This is a genomic window from Corynebacterium sp. CCUG 65737 (assembly GCF_024454115.1).
Lineage (GTDB): Bacteria > Actinomycetota > Actinomycetes > Mycobacteriales > Mycobacteriaceae > Corynebacterium > Corynebacterium genitalium.
This window is the reverse complement of record NZ_JAGPZB010000003.1, coordinates 185,522-202,130: the sequence shown is the minus strand read 5'-3', so window position 1 is coordinate 202,130 and position 16,609 is coordinate 185,522. Positions and strand designations below refer to the sequence as shown.

15 protein-coding genes and 1 tRNA gene are annotated in these 16,609 nt (G+C 64.2%); 11 read left to right on the top strand and 5 right to left on the bottom strand.

Annotation, left to right across the window (positions count from 1 at the left end):
- Nucleotides 1–31: 31 nt before the first annotated feature.
- Nucleotides 32–445 carry a hypothetical protein gene (locus KBX17_RS04150; RefSeq protein ID WP_256018623.1) on the top strand — a complete coding sequence of 138 codons (414 nt, stop codon included), beginning with the start codon at nt 32–34 and terminating at the stop codon, nt 443–445.
- A 30-nt stretch (nt 446–475) separates the two neighbouring features.
- The gene (locus tag KBX17_RS04145) at nt 476–859 is read left to right on the top strand and encodes a phage holin family protein (RefSeq protein WP_005287384.1); all 384 of its coding nucleotides are present in this window, start codon (nt 476–478) and stop codon (nt 857–859) included.
- Nucleotides 860–924: 65 nt separating this feature from the next.
- Here the strand turns inward: KBX17_RS04145 and KBX17_RS04140 are convergent.
- Nucleotides 925–1,012: transfer RNA gene (locus KBX17_RS04140), tRNA-Ser, on the bottom strand.
- Between the two features lie 48 nt (nt 1,013–1,060).
- On the opposite strand from KBX17_RS04140, the gene KBX17_RS04135 reads away from it, so the two are divergent.
- Nucleotides 1,061–2,020: an NAD(P)H-quinone oxidoreductase gene (locus tag KBX17_RS04135; RefSeq protein ID WP_256018622.1), complete on the top strand. Its 960-nt coding sequence runs from the start codon at nt 1,061–1,063 to the stop codon at nt 2,018–2,020.
- 11 nt (nt 2,021–2,031) lie between these two features.
- On the opposite strand, the gene KBX17_RS04130 is transcribed toward KBX17_RS04135, so the two are convergent.
- Nucleotides 2,032–3,294: an aminotransferase class V-fold PLP-dependent enzyme gene (locus KBX17_RS04130; protein ID WP_005287390.1), complete on the bottom strand. Its 1,263-nt coding sequence runs from the start codon at nt 3,292–3,294 to the stop codon at nt 2,032–2,034.
- Nucleotides 3,295–3,412: 118 nt separating this feature from the next.
- Here KBX17_RS04130 and KBX17_RS04125 point away from each other — a divergent pair, with 118 nt between their 5' ends.
- Complete coding sequence (locus KBX17_RS04125) at nt 3,413–4,261, top strand: ABC transporter permease (RefSeq protein ID WP_255994744.1); 849 nt, start codon at nt 3,413–3,415, stop codon at nt 4,259–4,261.
- Between the two features lie 10 nt (nt 4,262–4,271).
- Complete coding sequence (locus tag KBX17_RS04120; RefSeq protein WP_255994718.1) at nt 4,272–5,090, top strand: ABC transporter ATP-binding protein; 819 nt, start codon at nt 4,272–4,274, stop codon at nt 5,088–5,090.
- A gap of 186 nt (nt 5,091–5,276) precedes the next feature.
- Here KBX17_RS04120 and KBX17_RS04115 read toward each other — a convergent pair whose 3' ends face one another.
- Entirely contained in the window at nt 5,277–6,197 is a 921-nt protein-coding gene (locus KBX17_RS04115; RefSeq protein WP_255994717.1) for a hypothetical protein, read from the bottom strand.
- An 89-nt stretch (nt 6,198–6,286) separates the two neighbouring features.
- Here KBX17_RS04115 and KBX17_RS04110 point away from each other — a divergent pair, with 89 nt between their 5' ends.
- Nucleotides 6,287–7,201 (top strand): glycosyltransferase, encoded by a 915-nt coding sequence (locus tag KBX17_RS04110; RefSeq protein ID WP_256018620.1) that lies wholly within the window; start codon nt 6,287–6,289, stop codon nt 7,199–7,201.
- Nucleotides 7,202–7,219: 18 nt separating this feature from the next.
- On the opposite strand, the gene KBX17_RS04105 is transcribed toward KBX17_RS04110, so the two are convergent.
- Both KBX17_RS04105 and KBX17_RS04100 read right to left on the bottom strand, forming a co-directional pair.
- Nucleotides 7,220–7,678, bottom strand: coding sequence for a GtrA family protein (locus tag KBX17_RS04105; RefSeq protein ID WP_256018619.1), 459 nt, complete (start codon nt 7,676–7,678; stop codon nt 7,220–7,222).
- A gap of 24 nt (nt 7,679–7,702) precedes the next feature.
- Nucleotides 7,703–8,548: a hypothetical protein gene (locus tag KBX17_RS04100; RefSeq protein ID WP_005287409.1), complete on the bottom strand. Its 846-nt coding sequence runs from the start codon at nt 8,546–8,548 to the stop codon at nt 7,703–7,705.
- A 41-nt stretch (nt 8,549–8,589) separates the two neighbouring features.
- Here KBX17_RS04100 and KBX17_RS04095 point away from each other — a divergent pair, with 41 nt between their 5' ends.
- The 5 genes from KBX17_RS04095 to KBX17_RS04075 are packed head-to-tail and all read left to right on the top strand — an operon-like array spanning nt 8,590 to nt 16,603.
- Nucleotides 8,590–8,808, top strand: a complete 219-nt coding sequence (locus tag KBX17_RS04095) for a hypothetical protein (RefSeq protein WP_005287412.1) — start codon at nt 8,590–8,592, stop codon at nt 8,806–8,808.
- A gap of 16 nt (nt 8,809–8,824) precedes the next feature.
- Nucleotides 8,825–10,240 (top strand): FAD-binding oxidoreductase, encoded by a 1,416-nt coding sequence (locus KBX17_RS04090; RefSeq protein WP_255994713.1) that lies wholly within the window; start codon nt 8,825–8,827, stop codon nt 10,238–10,240.
- A gap of 40 nt (nt 10,241–10,280) precedes the next feature.
- On the top strand, nt 10,281–11,045 hold the full coding sequence (locus tag KBX17_RS04085; protein ID WP_256018617.1) for a decaprenylphospho-beta-D-erythro-pentofuranosid-2-ulose 2-reductase: 765 nt from the start codon (nt 10,281–10,283) through the stop codon (nt 11,043–11,045).
- A gap of 51 nt (nt 11,046–11,096) precedes the next feature.
- Complete coding sequence (locus KBX17_RS04080) at nt 11,097–13,103, top strand: galactan 5-O-arabinofuranosyltransferase (RefSeq protein WP_256018616.1); 2,007 nt, start codon at nt 11,097–11,099, stop codon at nt 13,101–13,103.
- On the top strand, nt 13,100–16,603 hold the full coding sequence (locus KBX17_RS04075; protein ID WP_256018614.1) for an arabinosyltransferase domain-containing protein: 3,504 nt from the start codon (nt 13,100–13,102) through the stop codon (nt 16,601–16,603). The genes KBX17_RS04080 and KBX17_RS04075 overlap by 4 nt, the downstream gene beginning before the upstream one ends.
- Nucleotides 16,604–16,609 lie beyond the last annotated feature (6 nt).

The window sequence follows — 16,609 nt, the reverse complement described above, 5'->3', positions numbered from 1 at the left end:
CTGCCGGGCGAAAACCCGTACGCTGGTGCTCATGCAGCTGAATTACTCTTTGAACTCCGGCTTCGCCACTGGCGACGGCTCCGCCCCCACCCGCGACAACGTTTCGTCCTGGATCGCATGGGCCCCTGCCCCTGACGCCACCACTCTTTACCTGGCCCCGCGTGCAATGGCGCTGAGCAATGACACCGTGCTCCTCGGCATTCCCGTTGGAGAATTAGACGGCGCGGCTGACGCACTGGCCGGGCGCAACATTGACCCGCAGCAACTTTCTTATGGTCAGCCCGACGCGCACGCCACGGTGGAGATTGCTGCACCGATTGCACTGGAGCAGGTGAAGGTCGTCGTTGCGAAAGACGGCCCGACGCGCCGCAAAGCTCAGCGCGAGTTCGCCGAGATCCCCGGTGAGCGCCAGTTCCACATCATCCACGAGTTCTTCGAACAGTAAAAACAAGACCACTAAAGAAAAGGTAAGTTCATGCGTTTCATTGTCGACCTCGTAGTTACAGCACTGGCCCTGTGGCTGGTCACCGTTATCGTCCCGGGCGTAGAGATCTTCGGCGGCATCGGCGCGTTCATCTGGGTCGCCCTGGTGTTCATGTTCGTCAACGCGTTCATCTCCCCGCTGGTGAACCTGATCAGCTTCCCGCTGAAGGTTCTCACGCTGGGCTTGTTCTCCCTGATCGTCAACACCCTGCTGTTCTCCCTGACCGGCTGGATTTCCGACAGCATCGGTAACGGCCTGCAGATTGACGGCTTCTGGTCCGCGTTCTTCGGTGCCATCGTCATGGCGATCGCGTCCTGGATCGTCGGCGGCATCTTCCGCGCCATCGGCGGCGACAAGGTGAAGACTGACGCTTAAGTAACGTCCACTCCCCCACACAAGGCGCCCCCGCTGGGGCGCCTTTCGTCTTTGAGCGAAAATTCTGGCGGAGACGAGGGGATTTGAACCCCTGGAGGTGTGACCCTCGCTGGTTTTCAAGACCAGTGCATTCGGCCGCTCTGCCACGTCTCCTTGCTGCCCGATCAGGGCGCCCACAAAACTTTACTACCCTGGGGCACCATGAAAGCAATTACCGTCACGGACCCAGAGAACCCGCGTTCGCTCGAGCTTGTCGACGCCCCCACCCCCGTCCTCCGCGAAGGCGAAGTCCTCGTGAAAATTCACGCGACCGGCGTCAACCGCGCCGACCTCGTGCAGGCGGAGGGCAATTACCCACCGCCGAAGGGCGAGTCCGAGATTATCGGCCTGGAATGCACCGGTGAGATCGTCGACGCGGGCGACACCGACCGCAAGGTCGGCGACGAGGTAGCGTGCCTGCTCGCCGGCGGCGGCTACGCGGAGTACGTCGCGGTGCCGGAGGGCCAGCTCATGCGCATCCCGGACGGACTGTCGCTGATCGAGACCGCTGCTGTCATTGAGGTGGCCACCACCGTCTGGTCCAACCTGGGCATGCTCGCCGGTGTGGGCGAGGGCGACCGCGTCCTTATTCATGGCGGTTCCGGCGGCATCGGCTCGTTTGCCATCCAGCTGTGCAAGGCACTCGGTGCGGAAGTCGCGGTCACCGCGGGCTCGGCAGAAAAGCTCGAGTACTGCAAGGAGCTCGGCGCCGACATCCTCATTAATTACAAAGAGCAGGATTTCGTCGACGAGCTCAAGGGCTCCTGCGACGTGATCCTCGATGTCATCGGCGGGCCCTACCTAGAAGACAACATCAAGTCCCTGGCGACCGACGGCAAGCTCATCGTCATCGCTGTGCAGGGTGGCCCGAAGGGCGAGCTCTCGCTGGGCCGGATGATGCCGCGCCGCCTGTCAGTGCACGCCACGACCCTGCGCGCTCGCCCGTGGGCGATGAAGGCAGATATTTGCCGCTCCACCGAGGAGCACGTGTGGCCGCTCATTGAGGACGGTTCGATCAAGCACCAGCTGACTAAGACGCTCCCGCTTGCCGAAGCCGCAGCAGCCCACGATCACCTCGACTCCGGCACCTCCACCGGGAAGGTCGTCCTTGTTGTCGATTAGCCCGAAGCCAGCTACGCCAGCGACGCGACGACGCGCATGACCTGCTCGATGTCCTGGTAAGTATTGAACGGCCCGAGGCCGACGGTCACACCGCCACCGATTTCCTCCAGGCCCATATCGGTCAAAAGCGGGGTCGGACGGGTCAGGGTGGTCACGATGCCGTTGTCGAATAACCGCTCATACACCGTCGGTGCCGGCACGCCCTGCACACCGAAGGTCAGGCGCGGCAGGCGTTCCGTCGTCGCATCCGCCGCCGCCTCCCCGGAGCTGCCGAGAATGTGCACGTGCGGCCACGTACCCAGGAAGGTGTACAGGTCATCGCGTAGACCACCCAAGTAAGTCGACATCTCAGCCATCGAACGGTCGAGGCGTGCCCGGCGCGTGCCCCGGCCGGGCAGCTCCGGCGCGAGACCCGCCAAGTGGTCCACAGCAGCGGTGACACCGCCGGCAAGACCGGGGGCCACGCCGGCGCTGACGATGCCCAGCACCTGCGAGTCGACACGCTTGAGCATCGCCGCGTCGCGCAACACGAGCGCCGCGACCTGCGGCCCACCCAGCGCCGCCATGTCCAAGGCGACGATGTCAGCGTCCCACTTATCAAAATCGATGCGGTGGTACGGGGCGTACGCCGTCGCGTCGACAAGCACCCAGGCGCGCGAACGGGAGCGGACACGCTCCGCGATCTCGGACACTTCCGTCACCGAACCCAGTTCTGCGTGGGCGGCGGGAATGGAGACGAGGCGGGTGGAGCCGTCGACAAGCTGCTCGTATTGCCACGATGGAAGCTCGCCCGTGCCCAGCTCAGCGTGAGCCGTGCGGACCTGGGCCCGCGCCCGCGACACGGCCGTGCGCAACTCGCACCGGTCCAGGCTGCTGACCACCACAGACGAGTCGTACCGGAACTGCGGCTCCATCGACGTGACCAGAGCGCTGTAGAGCACCGGCAGGCTGGCGCCGAGAATCACCCGGTCCGCGCTCGCCCCCACGAGGTCTGCCACGGCATGCCGCGCGGCCTCCAGTAAGTTGTCACCCTCAGGACGACCGACAGACTGCCCCGAGTGCGAACCGGAGTGAAACTCACGCGCCGGCACCTGCGGCGCCATCCGGAACGACCGAGACACAGCCGCGGAGACTCGCTCTGGGATCTGGGGGCAGTCGTGGGAATTCAGGTAAGTCCAGCCGTCGGAAAGCGAGGCGTACAGCCCGCGAACGCGGTACACGTCATACTCCGCACCGTAATCCACGGTCTCCTCCTTCCGAACTAAGTGTTTCACTAGTATGCACCCATACCAGGCGGGACGCACCATCGGCCCCTTAGCAATATTTAAGGATCTTGGCACTAAGCTGTTAAGTGTGCAAGACAAGGCAACATTGCTTTCCGACGTCTCCCGCATGACGTCCTCCGCCGACGAGACCACCCCAGCGTCGAAGTCCAAAACCTTCCGCGCTGCGGCAGCCGACCTCACCCGCGGGTGGGGCCAGTACGAGCTGTGGCTGCAATTGGGCTGGCAGGACATCAAACAGCGCTACCGCCGCAGCGTGCTCGGCCCGCTGTGGATCACGATCGCTACCGGCGTGATGGCGCTGGCCCTGGGCCTGCTGTACTCCATGCTGTTCCAGATTCCGGTGCGCGAGTTCCTGCCGCACGTCACCGTCGGCTTCATCGTGTGGGGCTTCATCTCCGGGTGCATAAAAGACGGCGCGAATGTATTCATTGAGAACGAAGGGCTGATCAAGCAGCTTCCGTCGGCGCTGTCTGTCCACGTGTACCGCCTGGTGTGGCGCCAGCTGCTGTTCTTCGCGCACAACATGGTCATCTGGCTCGTGCTCGTGCTGATCTTCCGCCTCGAGCTGGGGTGGGATCTGTTGCTGTTCATCCCGGCACTGGCCCTGATGATCCTCAACGGGGTGTGGGTGACCATGCTGTTCGGGATCATCGCCACGCGTTTCCGCGATGTCGCGCCTCTGCTGGAGGCGCTGGTACAGCTGCTGTTCTACGTCACCCCGATCGTCTGGACCACCCAGACCCTGAAGGAGCAACGCGGCGATGTCGCCCAGCGCGCCATGCTCGCCGAGCTCAACCCCCTCTACCACTACCTCGAAATCGTCCGCGCGCCCCTGATCGGCCGCGACCTGGCCGCTTATCACTGGTGGATCGTGCTGGCCTTCACTGCTGTCGGCCTGCTCGCCGCCCTGCTGGTGATGCGCCAGTGGCGCTTCCGCGTACCGTACTGGGTGTAAGGAGTTTCACGTGGTTTCTATTGACACCTACAACGCCTGCGTCGACTTCCCTATCTTCGATGCCAAGTCCCGCTCCCTGAAGAAGGCCGTCATGTCCTCGGCCGGAGGGGCGATCGGCAAGAACGCCTCCAACACGGTCGTCGTCGAGGCGCTGAAGGACATTAACCTGCACCTGCGCGAAGGCGACCGCGTCGGCCTTGTCGGCCACAACGGCGCCGGCAAGTCCACCTTGCTGCGCCTGCTATCTGGCATCTACGAACCGACCCGCGGCGTCGCCGATGTCCGCGGCCGCGTCGCCCCCGTCTTCGACCTCGGCGTGGGCATGGACCCGGAGATTTCCGGCTACGAGAACATCATCATCCGCGGACTGTTCCTCGGCCAGACCCGCAAACAAATGAAGGCCAAAATGGACGAAATCGCTGAGTTCTCCGAGCTCGGCGACTACCTGGCCATGCCCCTGCGCACCTACTCCACCGGTATGCGCGTGAGGTTGGCGCTCGGAGTGGTCACATCCATCGAGCCCGAGATTTTGCTTCTCGACGAAGGCATCGGCGCCGTCGACGCCGCCTTCATGGCCAAAGCCCGCGTCCGGTTGGCTGAACTGGTCAAACGCTCCGGCATCCTCGTCTTCGCCTCCCACTCCAACGACTTCTTGGCGCAGCTGTGCAACACCGCACTGTGGATCGACAAAGGGGAAGTACGCCAGGCCGGGCTTGTCGACGACGTCGTCGAAGCCTACGAAGGCAAAGAAGCCGGCGACTACGTCCGCGACCTGCTCGTCCGTTTCGACGATGAGGACCGGGACGATCAGGCAGACCAGGAGGACTAGGGACCTAAACTCCAGGGCCTCGGGCCCCAGCCAAAGCATCAGCGGTGAACGATGTGAGCATTTCGGCCCCGTATCGTTCAGGCCATAACCCCCTGACCTGCACTTACTGCTCGGGGCTTATAGGTCGGTGCGCTAAATCGTTCACACCGCCCGCCGCGGCCGCCGCCCGGGCCATAACCGCCTGGTTCACAACCGCTGGGAGATCAGCTCCCTCAGCAACTGGGCGATCTTGCCCATCGTTCCGGCGGTGAATCTAAGTACTGTCCACCCTTGCATGACGCACCTGAGGTTGATGGCCGAGTCCCGGTCGCGCTGACTACGCTGCAGGTGGTGCTCGCCGTCATACATGAGGCCGATCCCTAGTTCGGTAATAGCCAGGTCAAAGGTAGTAATGATGCCGTTGTCATCGGAGACCGTCACCTGCTCACACAGTTCGACCCCGAGTTCTTCGCAGATCTGTTGGGCGATCAGCCGCATTTCGGTCTCTTTCGGGGAATCGGCGAGATCACTGGACGCTTCGACGATCCTTTTCAGCCATGCGCGGGGCAGGCGGTTCCGGGCAGCGTTGTAAATGAGGTCGGGGTGGATGTTGAGGTGGCGGCGGGAAGCGTCGATAAGCTGCAGGGCTCTGAGGTCCGCTGGACTCCACCCGTCAACCGTGGCGACGGGCCACCGGATCTCCCCGGCGCGGATGCACTGCAGGGCTTCCACGACGGCGGACCCTGGCTCTGAGATCCGAATCGGCTGCCCCTGGTAGCGGACAGTCCATGTATTTCGTGGGCGGGCTCGGGTAATCCGCGGTGTGTATTGGGTCGCTTCGACGGTTTTTCGGACAGCACCATGCAGTGTCGTATGGAACGAATCCGCAAAGAACCTCAGGCCGAACACGGCTAACGCGCTGAATCCGCTGACTGAGCAACCGGGGTGCTCCAACACCATCGCAACGGCCCGTGTGGCTGCGGGCGCCCGGTGCCCCAGCTCCGAAGAACGTGCCAAAGCGAACGGCTCCGCCATCCAGAACCGCCGCGAAACCTGCACCCCAGGACCGTCCAGGTAGAAGCCGCCGTGCACATTGGCGGTGATGTCCATGTTGTTGCGCAATGCCATGCACTGTTAGACAGGCGCAGACACCGTTACGGTTCCCTCACCGCAGCGCTTCCCTTATCCGTTCCCTCCGCCGTGGCACAATAGTCCCCATGACTTCCACCACCGATGCGCTGCTGAACCCGAACGGCACCACCGCGGCGGTGATTGTCACGCACAAGCGCGCTGGGCTGCTCAGGCACTCGCTGGAGATGGTGGCGAATCAGACTCACCCGGTCGATTGGGTGATCGTGGTGGATAACGGCGCAGAAGATGAGGTGCGCGCCATGGTGCACCAGCTCGGCGACAAAGGCGTTTACATGGCGTCGCACACGAACCTCGGCGGCGCGGGCGGATTCGCATACGGCTTTCTGCACGCGCTCGCCCTCGGCGCGGACGCGATTTGGTGCGCCGACGACGACGGCCGCCCCGCCGACCCGGGCGTGCTGGAGGAGCTCTACCACGTCGCCGCGCGGGAGGGTCTGGCTGAGGTCTCCCCCGTCGTGGCCAATATCGATGACCCTGACCAGCTCGCCTTTCCGCTGCGCCAAGGCCTGATCTGGCACCGGCGCCGCAGCGAGCTGGAGGGAGACTACCTCCCGCAGTACGCGAGCCTCTTCAACGGCGCCCTGATCAGCGCAAAGGCGATGGAGCGCATCGGCGTGCCCGACTACCGCCTGTTCATCCGCGGCGACGAGGTCGAATACCACCGCCGCCTGGCCCAGTCCGGCATGAAATACGGCACCGCGCTGACCACCAGCTACCTGCACCCGGACGGCTCCGCCGAGTTCCACCCGATCATGGGCGGCCGCGCGCACGCCCAGTGGCCGGATAATGAGGTCAAGCGCTACTTCACCTACCGCAACCGCGGCTACATCATCGGTCAGCGCGGCATGAAGAAGATGCAGCTGCAGGAGCTGGTGCGTTTCGGTTGGTTCTTCCTGATCCAGCGCAAGAACCCGCGGGAGTTCCGCGAGTGGTTGCGCCTGCTGCGGATGGGCGCGAACGAGGACTTCCGCCGACCTTGATCCGGGCCGACGTCCGGATCAAGATGGATCAGTGTCGACGACGACCTTCGTCGGCTGCTTAAAGATAAGGACGCGCTGGAGGATGAAGTTGGTGATCGTCGCCACGCCTTGGGCGATGACGAAGGCGATGAAGTCTTTCCACGGGTCCTCGACGCCGAGCGCGATGAGCGGCGGATTAGTGATCCAGTAGAGGAACACCTGGATGCCGAACGTCGAGGCGTAGAGGATGAACACGGCTAGCGCCCGCTTGCCGGTGATCTTGGCCTGGAACGTGAACCGCGAGTTGAGCAGGTACGCAGCGAGCGTGCCGAAGCACCAGCCGACCACTTTCGCAGACACGCGCGTGAGACCGAAGGAATGGTCGAGCAGGTACGTCAGCCCGAAGTCGAGCATCGCGCAGAAGATACCGATGATCACGAACCGCAGCAGTTGCCGCTTCGCGCTCATCGGGTGCGTCGTTTCAACCTTGGAGGTCACAGCGGTTCACCTTACCCCCACCAGTCACCGTCGCAGCAAAGCGCGGTACATGTCCAGCTTATCGACGGCACTCACGCCCCCGGCCCCATACCCACCCACCGAGGCCAGCCGCACGAGGGATCCGGCGCACAGGGAGCGGATCTGGCGGGCGGAGTATCTCTCGCCGCCTGGGTTGGCCCAGTTCAGGGCGCTCATGGTGGTTTCGATGACGTCGTCGGTGGTGTCGTCGTCAGCCAAGCACGACAGGGCGAGCACCGTGGACCAGAAGGCGTCCCGGGCCAGCGGGGTGCGTTCGCGCGGCAGGCTGGCCAGCGTGTCGGCCACCAGCGGGTCGAGCTCGCACGGCCGCGGCAGGTCAATGGCCTGCAACAGGGGAAGGAAGTCGAGAGTATGGGAGCGGTCGACGATGTCGACGACGTCATCGCGCGCGCCCGCGAGCACATTCTCAATCGCGGACGGCCCGAGCAGCTCCGCGTTGATGGCGGGGATGTCAAAGGGCTGATCGGCGAAGTCTCCGTGCCCGGCCACACACAGCGCGCTCGGGGTCGCGCTATCGCGCGGGTAGATATCCAGCAAGGTGAGTTCGAATTGCCACAGCCCCCAGTGGAAAAACAGCCGGTCGCCGCCCCGGCGCAGGTAGGAACCGATCTGCACACCGGCCTCCAGGCGGCCTGCATCCTCGGCGTCCGCGGTGAAGCGCGTTGGGCTCGGCGGGCCGTCCGGCATCGCGAAACAGACTTCCAGGACGCGCTGCACATCTTCGAGAGTGCTTTCGGAGTTCAGGCCGATGTGGCGGAAGACGGATTCGTCGGCAAGCATTGTGGCGCAGCGCACGAGCAAGGTGCGCTTGAGCTCGACCACGACCGACATGACCCCACCCTAGCGATTGCGCGCCCCGTAGGATGTCATCCATGCAGCAACCTGACAAACCCCACATGTCGGCGCAACTTGCCGACGTCCCCCTCGACGACTTCATGACGCGCCTGATCGCCCAAGAACTACCCTTGCTGGACAGCACCTCCCGGGGCATCGTCTACGAAGAGCTCCGGGCACACAAAAATGCAGGCAAACCGGTGATCACCAATCAGGGGGAGCTGCCAAAAAGGATCCGGGAGATCATGGAACTCTAGCGGTAGGGTGGGGTTCATGGAACTCCACACCACCACCAAGTCCCTCTACGGCTGGGGCCGTACCGCGCCGTCCACCGCGCAAGTCCTAGCCACCGCCGACGTGGACGCGATCAAGGAGGCAGTGCGCCACGTCGCCGAAGACAACGCGACCCTGCCGGAAGGCAAGCGCCGCGGTGTGATCGCCCGCGGAATGGGCCGCTCCTACGGTGACCCGGCCCAAAACGGTGGCGGCCTTGTCATTGACATGCAGCCGCTGAACAAGATTCACGAGATCAACCCCGATACCGCGATCGTGGACGTCGACGGCGGCGTCACCCTCGACCAACTGATGCGCGCCGCGATCCCCTACGGCTTGTGGGTCCCGGTGCTGCCCGGCACCCGCCAGGTGACCATCGGCGGCGCGATCGGCCCGGACATTCACGGCAAGAACCACCACTCCGCCGGTTCTTTCGGCGACCACGTCGTGTCGATGGAGCTGCTCGTCGCCGACGGCCGCGTCCTGCACCTCGAGCCTGCTGGCACCCCGGATGACCCGGACGGCACCTTGTTCTGGGCCACCGTCGGCGGCATGGGCCTGACCGGCATCATCCTGCGCGCCCGCATCAAGATGACGCGCACCGAGACGGCCTACTTCATCTCCGACACGGTCCGCACCTCCACCCTCGACGAAACGATCGAGGAGCACTCCCACGGCCAAGAAGAGGGATATACCTATTCTTCTGCATGGTTCGACGCCATCTCCGCCCCGCCGAAGACCGGCCGCTCCACCATCTCCCGCGGTTCGCTGGCCACGCTGGCGCAGCTCGAGGAGTTCGCGCCGAAGCTGGCGAAAGACCCGCTGAAGTTTTCCGCTCCGCAGCTGATGACGGTGCCGGACATCTTCCCGTCCTGGACCATGAACCAGCTGACTCTGCGCGCCATCGGTGAGGCCTACTACTTCATGGGCAAGGATTCGAAGAACGACATCTTGAACCTGACGCAGTTCTACCAGCCGCTGGACATGATCGCGGAATGGAACCGCGGTTACGGCCCGGCCGGCTTCCTGCAGTACCAGTTCGTTGTGCCCACCGACGCTGTCGAGCCGTTCAAGCAGATCATCTACGACATTCAGTCCTCTGGCCACTACACCGCCCTGAACGTGTTCAAGCTGTTCGGCGACGGTAACAAGGCCCCGCTGTCCTACCCGATGCGCGGCTGGAACGTGTGCGTGGACTTCCCCATCCGCGACGGCCTGCACTCTTTCCTGGATCGCTTGGACGACCAGGTGATGGAATTCGGCGGCCGCCTCTACCTGGCCAAGGAGTCCCGCACGTCTGCCGAGAAGTTCCACCAGATGTACCCCGGCATGGCCGGCTGGCTGGAAACCCGCAACGCGATCGACCCGACTGGGGTGTTCGCCTCCGACATGTCCCGCCGACTCGAGCTGCACTAGTTGGCTGCGTAGCCCGCTCAAGAAACCGAAAGGAACCGCAATGCTGAACGCAGTAGGACAAGCACAGAATATTCTCCTTCTCGGCGGCACGTCCGCGATCGGCCTGGCCATCGTCTCCGAGCTGACCAAGCGCGGAGGCAACCCGACCGTCACCCTGGCTGCCCGCCAAGACAGCCCGCGTATCGACGCCGCTGTCGAAGAGGTCTCCCGCCACGGCGCCGGTAAGGTCCGCATCGTCGACTTTGACGCCTTCGACACCGACTCCCACCCGGCCGTCATCGACGCAGCCTTTGCGGCCGGCGATGTCGATGTGGCCATCGTCGCCTTCGGCACCCTCGGCGACCAGGAAGAACTGTGGCAGAACCAGCAGGCCGCCGTCGCGTCCGCCCAGACCAACTTCACGGCGCCGATCTCCGTCGGCGTGCTGCTAGGCCAGAAGATGAAGCAGCAGGGCCACGGCACCATCATCGCCATGAGCTCGGTCGCGGGCATGAAGGTGCGCCGATCCAACTTCGTCTACGGCTCCACCAAGGCCGGCATGGACGGCTTCTACACCCAGCTCGGGGAGGCGCTACGCGGCAGCGGTGTACACGTCACCGTTGTCCGCCCTGGCCAGGTGCGCACTAAGATGACCGACGGCCTGGACGAGGCACCACTGACCGTGGACAAGGAAGACGTGGCCAAGGCTGCCGTCTCCGCAGCTCTCGACGGTAAGAGCCACGTGTTCGTGCACAAGCTCTTCGGCCCGATCTCGCTGGTGCTCCAGCACATCCCGGCACCGATTATGCGGAAGCTGAGCTTCTAACCGCTTCTTCTAATACCTGTTTGCGGCCGAGTCTGTGGGAGACTGTTCGGTATGACCACGGCCGTCACGGACACAAAAGAAGAGCCCCAGGAAGAGCTTCGCGGCAGCACGCGCGCCATCCGCGTCTACGACTACGAACCGGACAGCATCGACACGGTTGGCACGACCGTGCGCATGCTGGTCTACCCCCTGGTAGGAGGGGCACTCACGCTTGCCGCGTGGTACTTACTGCGTGCGTCGAGCTTGGCGGCGTTCAACGTCTCCATGGTCCCCCGCGCGTTGGCTACAGCGTGCTCATTCGCGGTGATTCTTGCGGTGGGCGCGTTGTTGCTCGCGTGGCTTCGCGACGAATCCACCTCCCGCCGGCGCCCCACCTGGCGCGTTTGGCTCACTGAGTTCGTCTGCTCGTTCGCCCCTGCGGGGCTGGTCGTGTCCACGCTGGGGATCCCGCTGGCCTCCACGAAGCTTTATCTCGACGGCATCCAGGTGGACCAGGGTTTCCGCACCCAGTTCCTCACCCGCATGGCCGACACCATGTCCAACCAGGACATGAACTACGCCGACTTGCCGGCGTTCTACCCGATCGGCTGGTTCTGGCTGGGCGGACGCCTGTCCGATGTTTTGGGCATGCCGGGCTGGGAGGTGTACCAGCCGTGGGCTCTTGTTTCTTTGGCGACCGCCGCGTCGCAGCTGGTCCCGCTGTGGCGCAAGCTCACCAGTTCGCTCCCGATCGCCACGGCGATTGCACTGGTAACCATCGCGATCATCCTCACCCAGACCCCCGACGAGCCGTATGCGGCCATCGTCGGCATGTTCGTGCCCGCCGCAGCTGTCCTCGGCTACTACGCCATGCGGGGATCGTGGGCACCGACTATCACCTTGACTCTTTACCTGGGTCTCTCGGCCTGCTTGTACACCCTCTACACAGGCATTGTTGCTGTGACCATGATGGCGTTTGCCCTGACGGGGTTCTTGACAATGGAAGGCAAGCAGCGTTGGGTGCCCCTGAGACAACTCGCTTTGATGGGCTTCGGTTCGATCCTCATTGCCCTCATCGCGTGGGGCCCGTACCTCATGGCCGTGCTGCGCAGTCCGGAGACCACGCGCTCGACGGCGCAGCACTTCCTGCCGTCTGAAGGCGCGGAAGTACCCTTGCCGTTCTTTGACCTCTCCCTGGTCGGGTTGCTCAGCCTGGCGGGTCTGGTCTTTCTTGTGGTGCGGTTCCGCCGTCCGGAGATCGCACACATCAGCATTGCCGTGGGCGTGTGCTACGTCTGGGTGGTCGGCTCAATGGTGATCACGCTGGCCGGCACCACGCTGCTCGGCTTCCGTGTGGAGGTGCTTGTGGCGCTGCTGCTGTCCACCGCGGGCATCCTCGCGATCGCGGATCTGCGTTTGTCCGGTCTGGCCGTGCTCTACCCCAACTCGATTAGCAAGCGCTGCAGCCATCTCTTGACAACGCTGTTTGTCCTGCTGCTCGCTACGGCGACCTTGGGGTACGTGCAGCAGATCCCGGCGGAGAATGAATCCTTCATCGACGAGGCCTATGCCAGCACCGACGGCAACGGCGAGCGCTCCGACCTGCGCGAATCTGACGTCGGCCGCTACTACAAGCAGATGGACGAATACATCCAATCCCGCGGCTACACACCGGGCGAGACCGTGCTGTTCACCGACGAGATCAACTTCATGGCCTACCACCCCTACCGTGGTTTCAACGCGTTCACCAGCCACTACGCCAACCCGCTCGGTGAATTCGACGCGCGCAACGAGTCCTTGAAGCAGTGGGCGAACGGATCGTTCAACGAGTTGTCGAACCCGCAGGCGTTCGCCGCAGCTATTGACGACGCACCCTGGGCCCCGCCCCAAGCCTTCATCTTCCGCGGCAGCGAAACCGACCCGGAAGCGCCGTGGAAAACCCACATCGCGCATGACATCTTCCCCAGCCAGCCCAACGTGCACTATGAGGCTTTGTTCTTCAACCCGGCAGCCTTCAACTCGCCCGAGTGGGACACCCAGCAGTTCGGCCCCTTCGTGGTGGTGGTCCGGAACCGATGAAAGGTAGACGAGTGAATAACGTCGAGACACAAACCGTGGTTGAGCCGACTGGCGGGTCCACCGCGTTCACGCCCGAATCCGACCCGCTGGCGCATTCCCAGCGCGCGCCCCGGAATCTGGCGCTCACCGCGATGATGTCCGGTCTGCTCGCCTTCATCTTCTTCGCGCTGCTGCCGTTTTTGCCGGTCAAGCAGGTGCAGTCCTCGTTCGACTGGCCGCAGAACGGCTCGCTCAACTCCGTCAACGCGCCGCTGATTTCGCTGGCGCCGGAATCGCTCGAGCTGACCATCCCCATCAGCGTGCTGGAGGAGCTGGCCCCCGGCCAGTCGAACGTGCTGTCCACGCTGCCTGTGGACTCCACGGAAGCGCTCGACCGCGGCCTGTTCGTCACCGCGCCTGCCGACGGCAGCGTCAACGTCTCCTCGCTCAACGAGGTCGTCTTCGAGCTCACCGCCGAGGAACTGGCCACACTGAGTGGTGACGCCGTGCTCGAAGTCTCCGCCACCGACGAAGCGCTAACGGTTTCCGTCCCGGGCACCGATCTCAGCGAAGAAACTGAGGACGACATGCGTCCCCAGGTCACAGGCATCTACAGCGAGCTCACGGGCGACGCTCAAGCGCTTATCGACGCTGGCCTGACCGCCCACGTCGAAATCAACTCCCGCTTCACCTCCAGCCCGTCGCTGGTGAAGTGGTTCGCCATGATCGCCGGCACGATCGCCGCCCTGATCGCCCTGTGGTCCATCGCTCGGATGGATTTGTTGGACGGCCGCCGCCTGAGCGTGTTGCGCCCGGAGTGGAGGTCGTTCAAGCCGTTGGATGGGGTCGTCGTCACGCTGTTGCTGTTCTGGCACTTCTTCGGCGCGAACACCTCCGACGACGGCTTCTTGCTCACCATGGCGCGGGTGGCCAACGAGTCGGACTACATGGCCAACTATTACCGCTGGTACGGCGTGCCCGAGGCTCCGTTCGGCTCACCGTTCTACGACTTACTGTCGCTGCTGTCGAAAGTCAGTACCGCGTCAGCCTGGATGCGCCTGCCCACGCTCATCGCCGGCATCCTCATCTGGTGGATCCTTTCGCGGGATATCCTGCCGCGGCTCGGAGCCACCATCGCGACACGGCGCGTGTCCTATTGGACCGCCGCGTTCATGTTCCTCGCGTTCTGGCTGCCGTACGACAACGGCCTGCGCCCGGAGCCGATCATCGCCCTGGGCACCCTTGCTACCTGGGCGTCGTTTGAAAGCGCCATTGCTTCACGACGCCTCCTCCCCGCCGCCCTAGGAACCATCTTCGCCGCCGTGACCCTGGCCTGCGGGCCGACCGGCCTGACGGCCGTGGGCGTATTCCTCGTCTGCTTGCCGCAAGTGCTGAAGATCCTGTCGGAGCGGCGCGTCATCGCCCCGCTGGTGTCCTACGTCTTCCCGTTCCTCGGTGCCGGCTTCGCCGTCATGGTGCTCGTGTTCAAGGACCAGACACTGGCGACCGTGCTGGAGTCCACCTCCGTGCGCTCCGCCGTCGGCCCCGCGCTGGAGTGGTACAACGAGTACGTCCGCTACGCGACACTGCTGGAAGCAACCGTCGACGGCTCCCTGACCCGCCGCTTCCCCATGCTCATCCTCGTCCTTTGCCTGGTGCTGGTGCTGTGGAGCATGTCTCACTACGGCGCAGTCCCGGGCGCCAAGCCGGCACCGACGCGCCGCATGCTGGCGATCTTCGGGTTGTCGATGTTCTTCCTCATGTTCACCCCGACGAAGTGGACCCACCACTTCGGCATTTACGCCGGCATCGCCGGTGCCGCTGCGGCCCTAGGCGCGATCGTGCTGGCACAGGTTGCGGCACGCTCCCCGCGCGCGAGGACCTTCGCCCTGGCAGCGGTGATGTTCGTCTTCGCGCTAGCACTCGGCGGATGGAACGCGTGGTGGTACGTTTCCTCCTTCGCGGTCCCGTGGTGGGACAAGACAGTGCAGTACAAGGGTGTGGAGGCCAGCTCGGTCATGCTGGCGCTGTTCCTGCTCACGCTCGTCGTCGGAATTGTGCAGTCCCTGTGGCACAAGCCGCGGCCAGGCGCGAGCGAGGGCCCCGTTGCCGGTGCCGGCGCTGGCAGCACCAGCATCACCCGCATCTCTCGCGCCATGACCGCACCGATCGCGCTCGCCTGCATTCTCATTGTGGCGTTCTCCTGCCTGACCTTCCTGAAGTCCTTCATGGACCAGTCGCCGGCCTACTCCGTCGGCATGGGTAACGTGCGCTCGCTCAAGGGTGAGACCTGCCAGATGAGTGCCGACGTGCTCTTGGAAGCCAACACGAACGACTCCTTCCTCACCCCCGTCGACGGCGTGCCGCTGGGCAAGTCACTGGAATCCGGCACGGTGCGCGGGTTCCACCCGGAGGGTGTGCCGGCCTACATCGACTCGGACAACGAGGGCGCCGCTAACGTCGGCGCCATCCAGAACACCCCGGCGACAGACAGCGGTGCCGGCAGCCCCGCCACCGGCGCCACCGGCGCAACCAGCGGTAGCGACCAGAACGCATCGACCGCGACGACCGACACCGGCTCCAACACCCAGAGTGATGACGCCGGCTCCGACACGGTCCAGTCCACCTCCCGCGCCGCCACCCAGGGCAACCGCCCGTCGGACCAGATCGGCGTCAACGGCTCCACGGTCCGCCTTCCGTTCAACCTGGACTACAACCGCATCCCGGTGCTGGGCACGTTCAGCGAGAACGCGTTGAGCGCCTCGGAAATCAAGACGTCCTGGTTCGAACTCCCCGACGCCACCGAGGAAGCCCCGCTGCTGGTCACCTCCGTCGCTGGCCGGCTGGAGCACCGCAACATCAGCGGCGAGGAAAAGGAGGGGCAGACCCTCAAACTCGAGTACGGCACACGCGATGAGGAAGGCAACGTGACCGAGATCGGCGACGTCGAAATGCTGGATCCGGGCCCGACGACGAAGTGGCGCAACCTGCGCTACCCCATCGCGGATCTACCGGAGGGCGCAAACGTCGTCCGCCTCGTCGGCGAAGACGTCAACCTCGACCCCGAGGAGTGGATGGCCCTGACTCCGTTGCGCAACCCCACGTTGGAGCCGCTCACCGAGGTCTTCGGCCCCGACGTCCCTGGCTTGCTCGACTGGCCGGTCGCGATGCAGTTCCCCTGCAACCGCACCTTCAACCACTACGCCGGTGTGACAGAGATCCCCGAGTTCCGCATCGCCGCCGACGCGAAGGCGAAGGAGCAGCTCTCCGGCTTCCAGGACTTTCTCGGCGGAGGAGCCATGGCTACTGCGGAGGCGGTCAACTCCGCCTACGAGATGCCCGGCTACCTCAACCAGGATTGGCACCGCGACTGGGGCTCGGCCTACCGCTACGTCCCGCGGACCAACTCCCGCGGTGAGACACCGGACGTGGCGGAGATCAACCACAAGACGATCACCCGCTCTGGCTTGTGGCACCCGTCCGACATGAAGATCAGGGATCCGTACGAGAACGAAGACTAGTCTGGA

What these genes read in the sequence shown, in the direction of transcription:
- KBX17_RS04085 (WP_256018617.1), top strand. Translation starts at nt 10,281, where the DNA reads ATGCTGAACGCAGTAGGACAAGCACAGAATATTCTCCTTCTCGGCGGC.
- KBX17_RS04095 (WP_005287412.1), top strand. Translation starts at nt 8,590, where the DNA reads ATGCAGCAACCTGACAAACCCCACATGTCGGCGCAACTTGCCGACGTC.
- KBX17_RS04100 (WP_005287409.1), bottom strand. Translation starts at nt 8,548, where the DNA reads ATGTCGGTCGTGGTCGAGCTCAAGCGCACCTTGCTCGTGCGCTGCGCC.
- KBX17_RS04075 (WP_256018614.1), top strand. Translation starts at nt 13,100, where the DNA reads ATGAAAGGTAGACGAGTGAATAACGTCGAGACACAAACCGTGGTTGAG.
- KBX17_RS04110 (WP_256018620.1), top strand. Translation starts at nt 6,287, where the DNA reads ATGACTTCCACCACCGATGCGCTGCTGAACCCGAACGGCACCACCGCG.
- KBX17_RS04150 (WP_256018623.1), top strand. Translation starts at nt 32, where the DNA reads ATGCAGCTGAATTACTCTTTGAACTCCGGCTTCGCCACTGGCGACGGC.
- KBX17_RS04125 (WP_255994744.1), top strand. Translation starts at nt 3,413, where the DNA reads ATGACGTCCTCCGCCGACGAGACCACCCCAGCGTCGAAGTCCAAAACC.
- KBX17_RS04145 (WP_005287384.1), top strand. Translation starts at nt 476, where the DNA reads ATGCGTTTCATTGTCGACCTCGTAGTTACAGCACTGGCCCTGTGGCTG.
- KBX17_RS04135 (WP_256018622.1), top strand. Translation starts at nt 1,061, where the DNA reads ATGAAAGCAATTACCGTCACGGACCCAGAGAACCCGCGTTCGCTCGAG.
- KBX17_RS04090 (WP_255994713.1), top strand. Translation starts at nt 8,825, where the DNA reads ATGGAACTCCACACCACCACCAAGTCCCTCTACGGCTGGGGCCGTACC.
- KBX17_RS04080 (WP_256018616.1), top strand. Translation starts at nt 11,097, where the DNA reads ATGACCACGGCCGTCACGGACACAAAAGAAGAGCCCCAGGAAGAGCTT.
- KBX17_RS04115 (WP_255994717.1), bottom strand. Translation starts at nt 6,197, where the DNA reads ATGGCATTGCGCAACAACATGGACATCACCGCCAATGTGCACGGCGGC.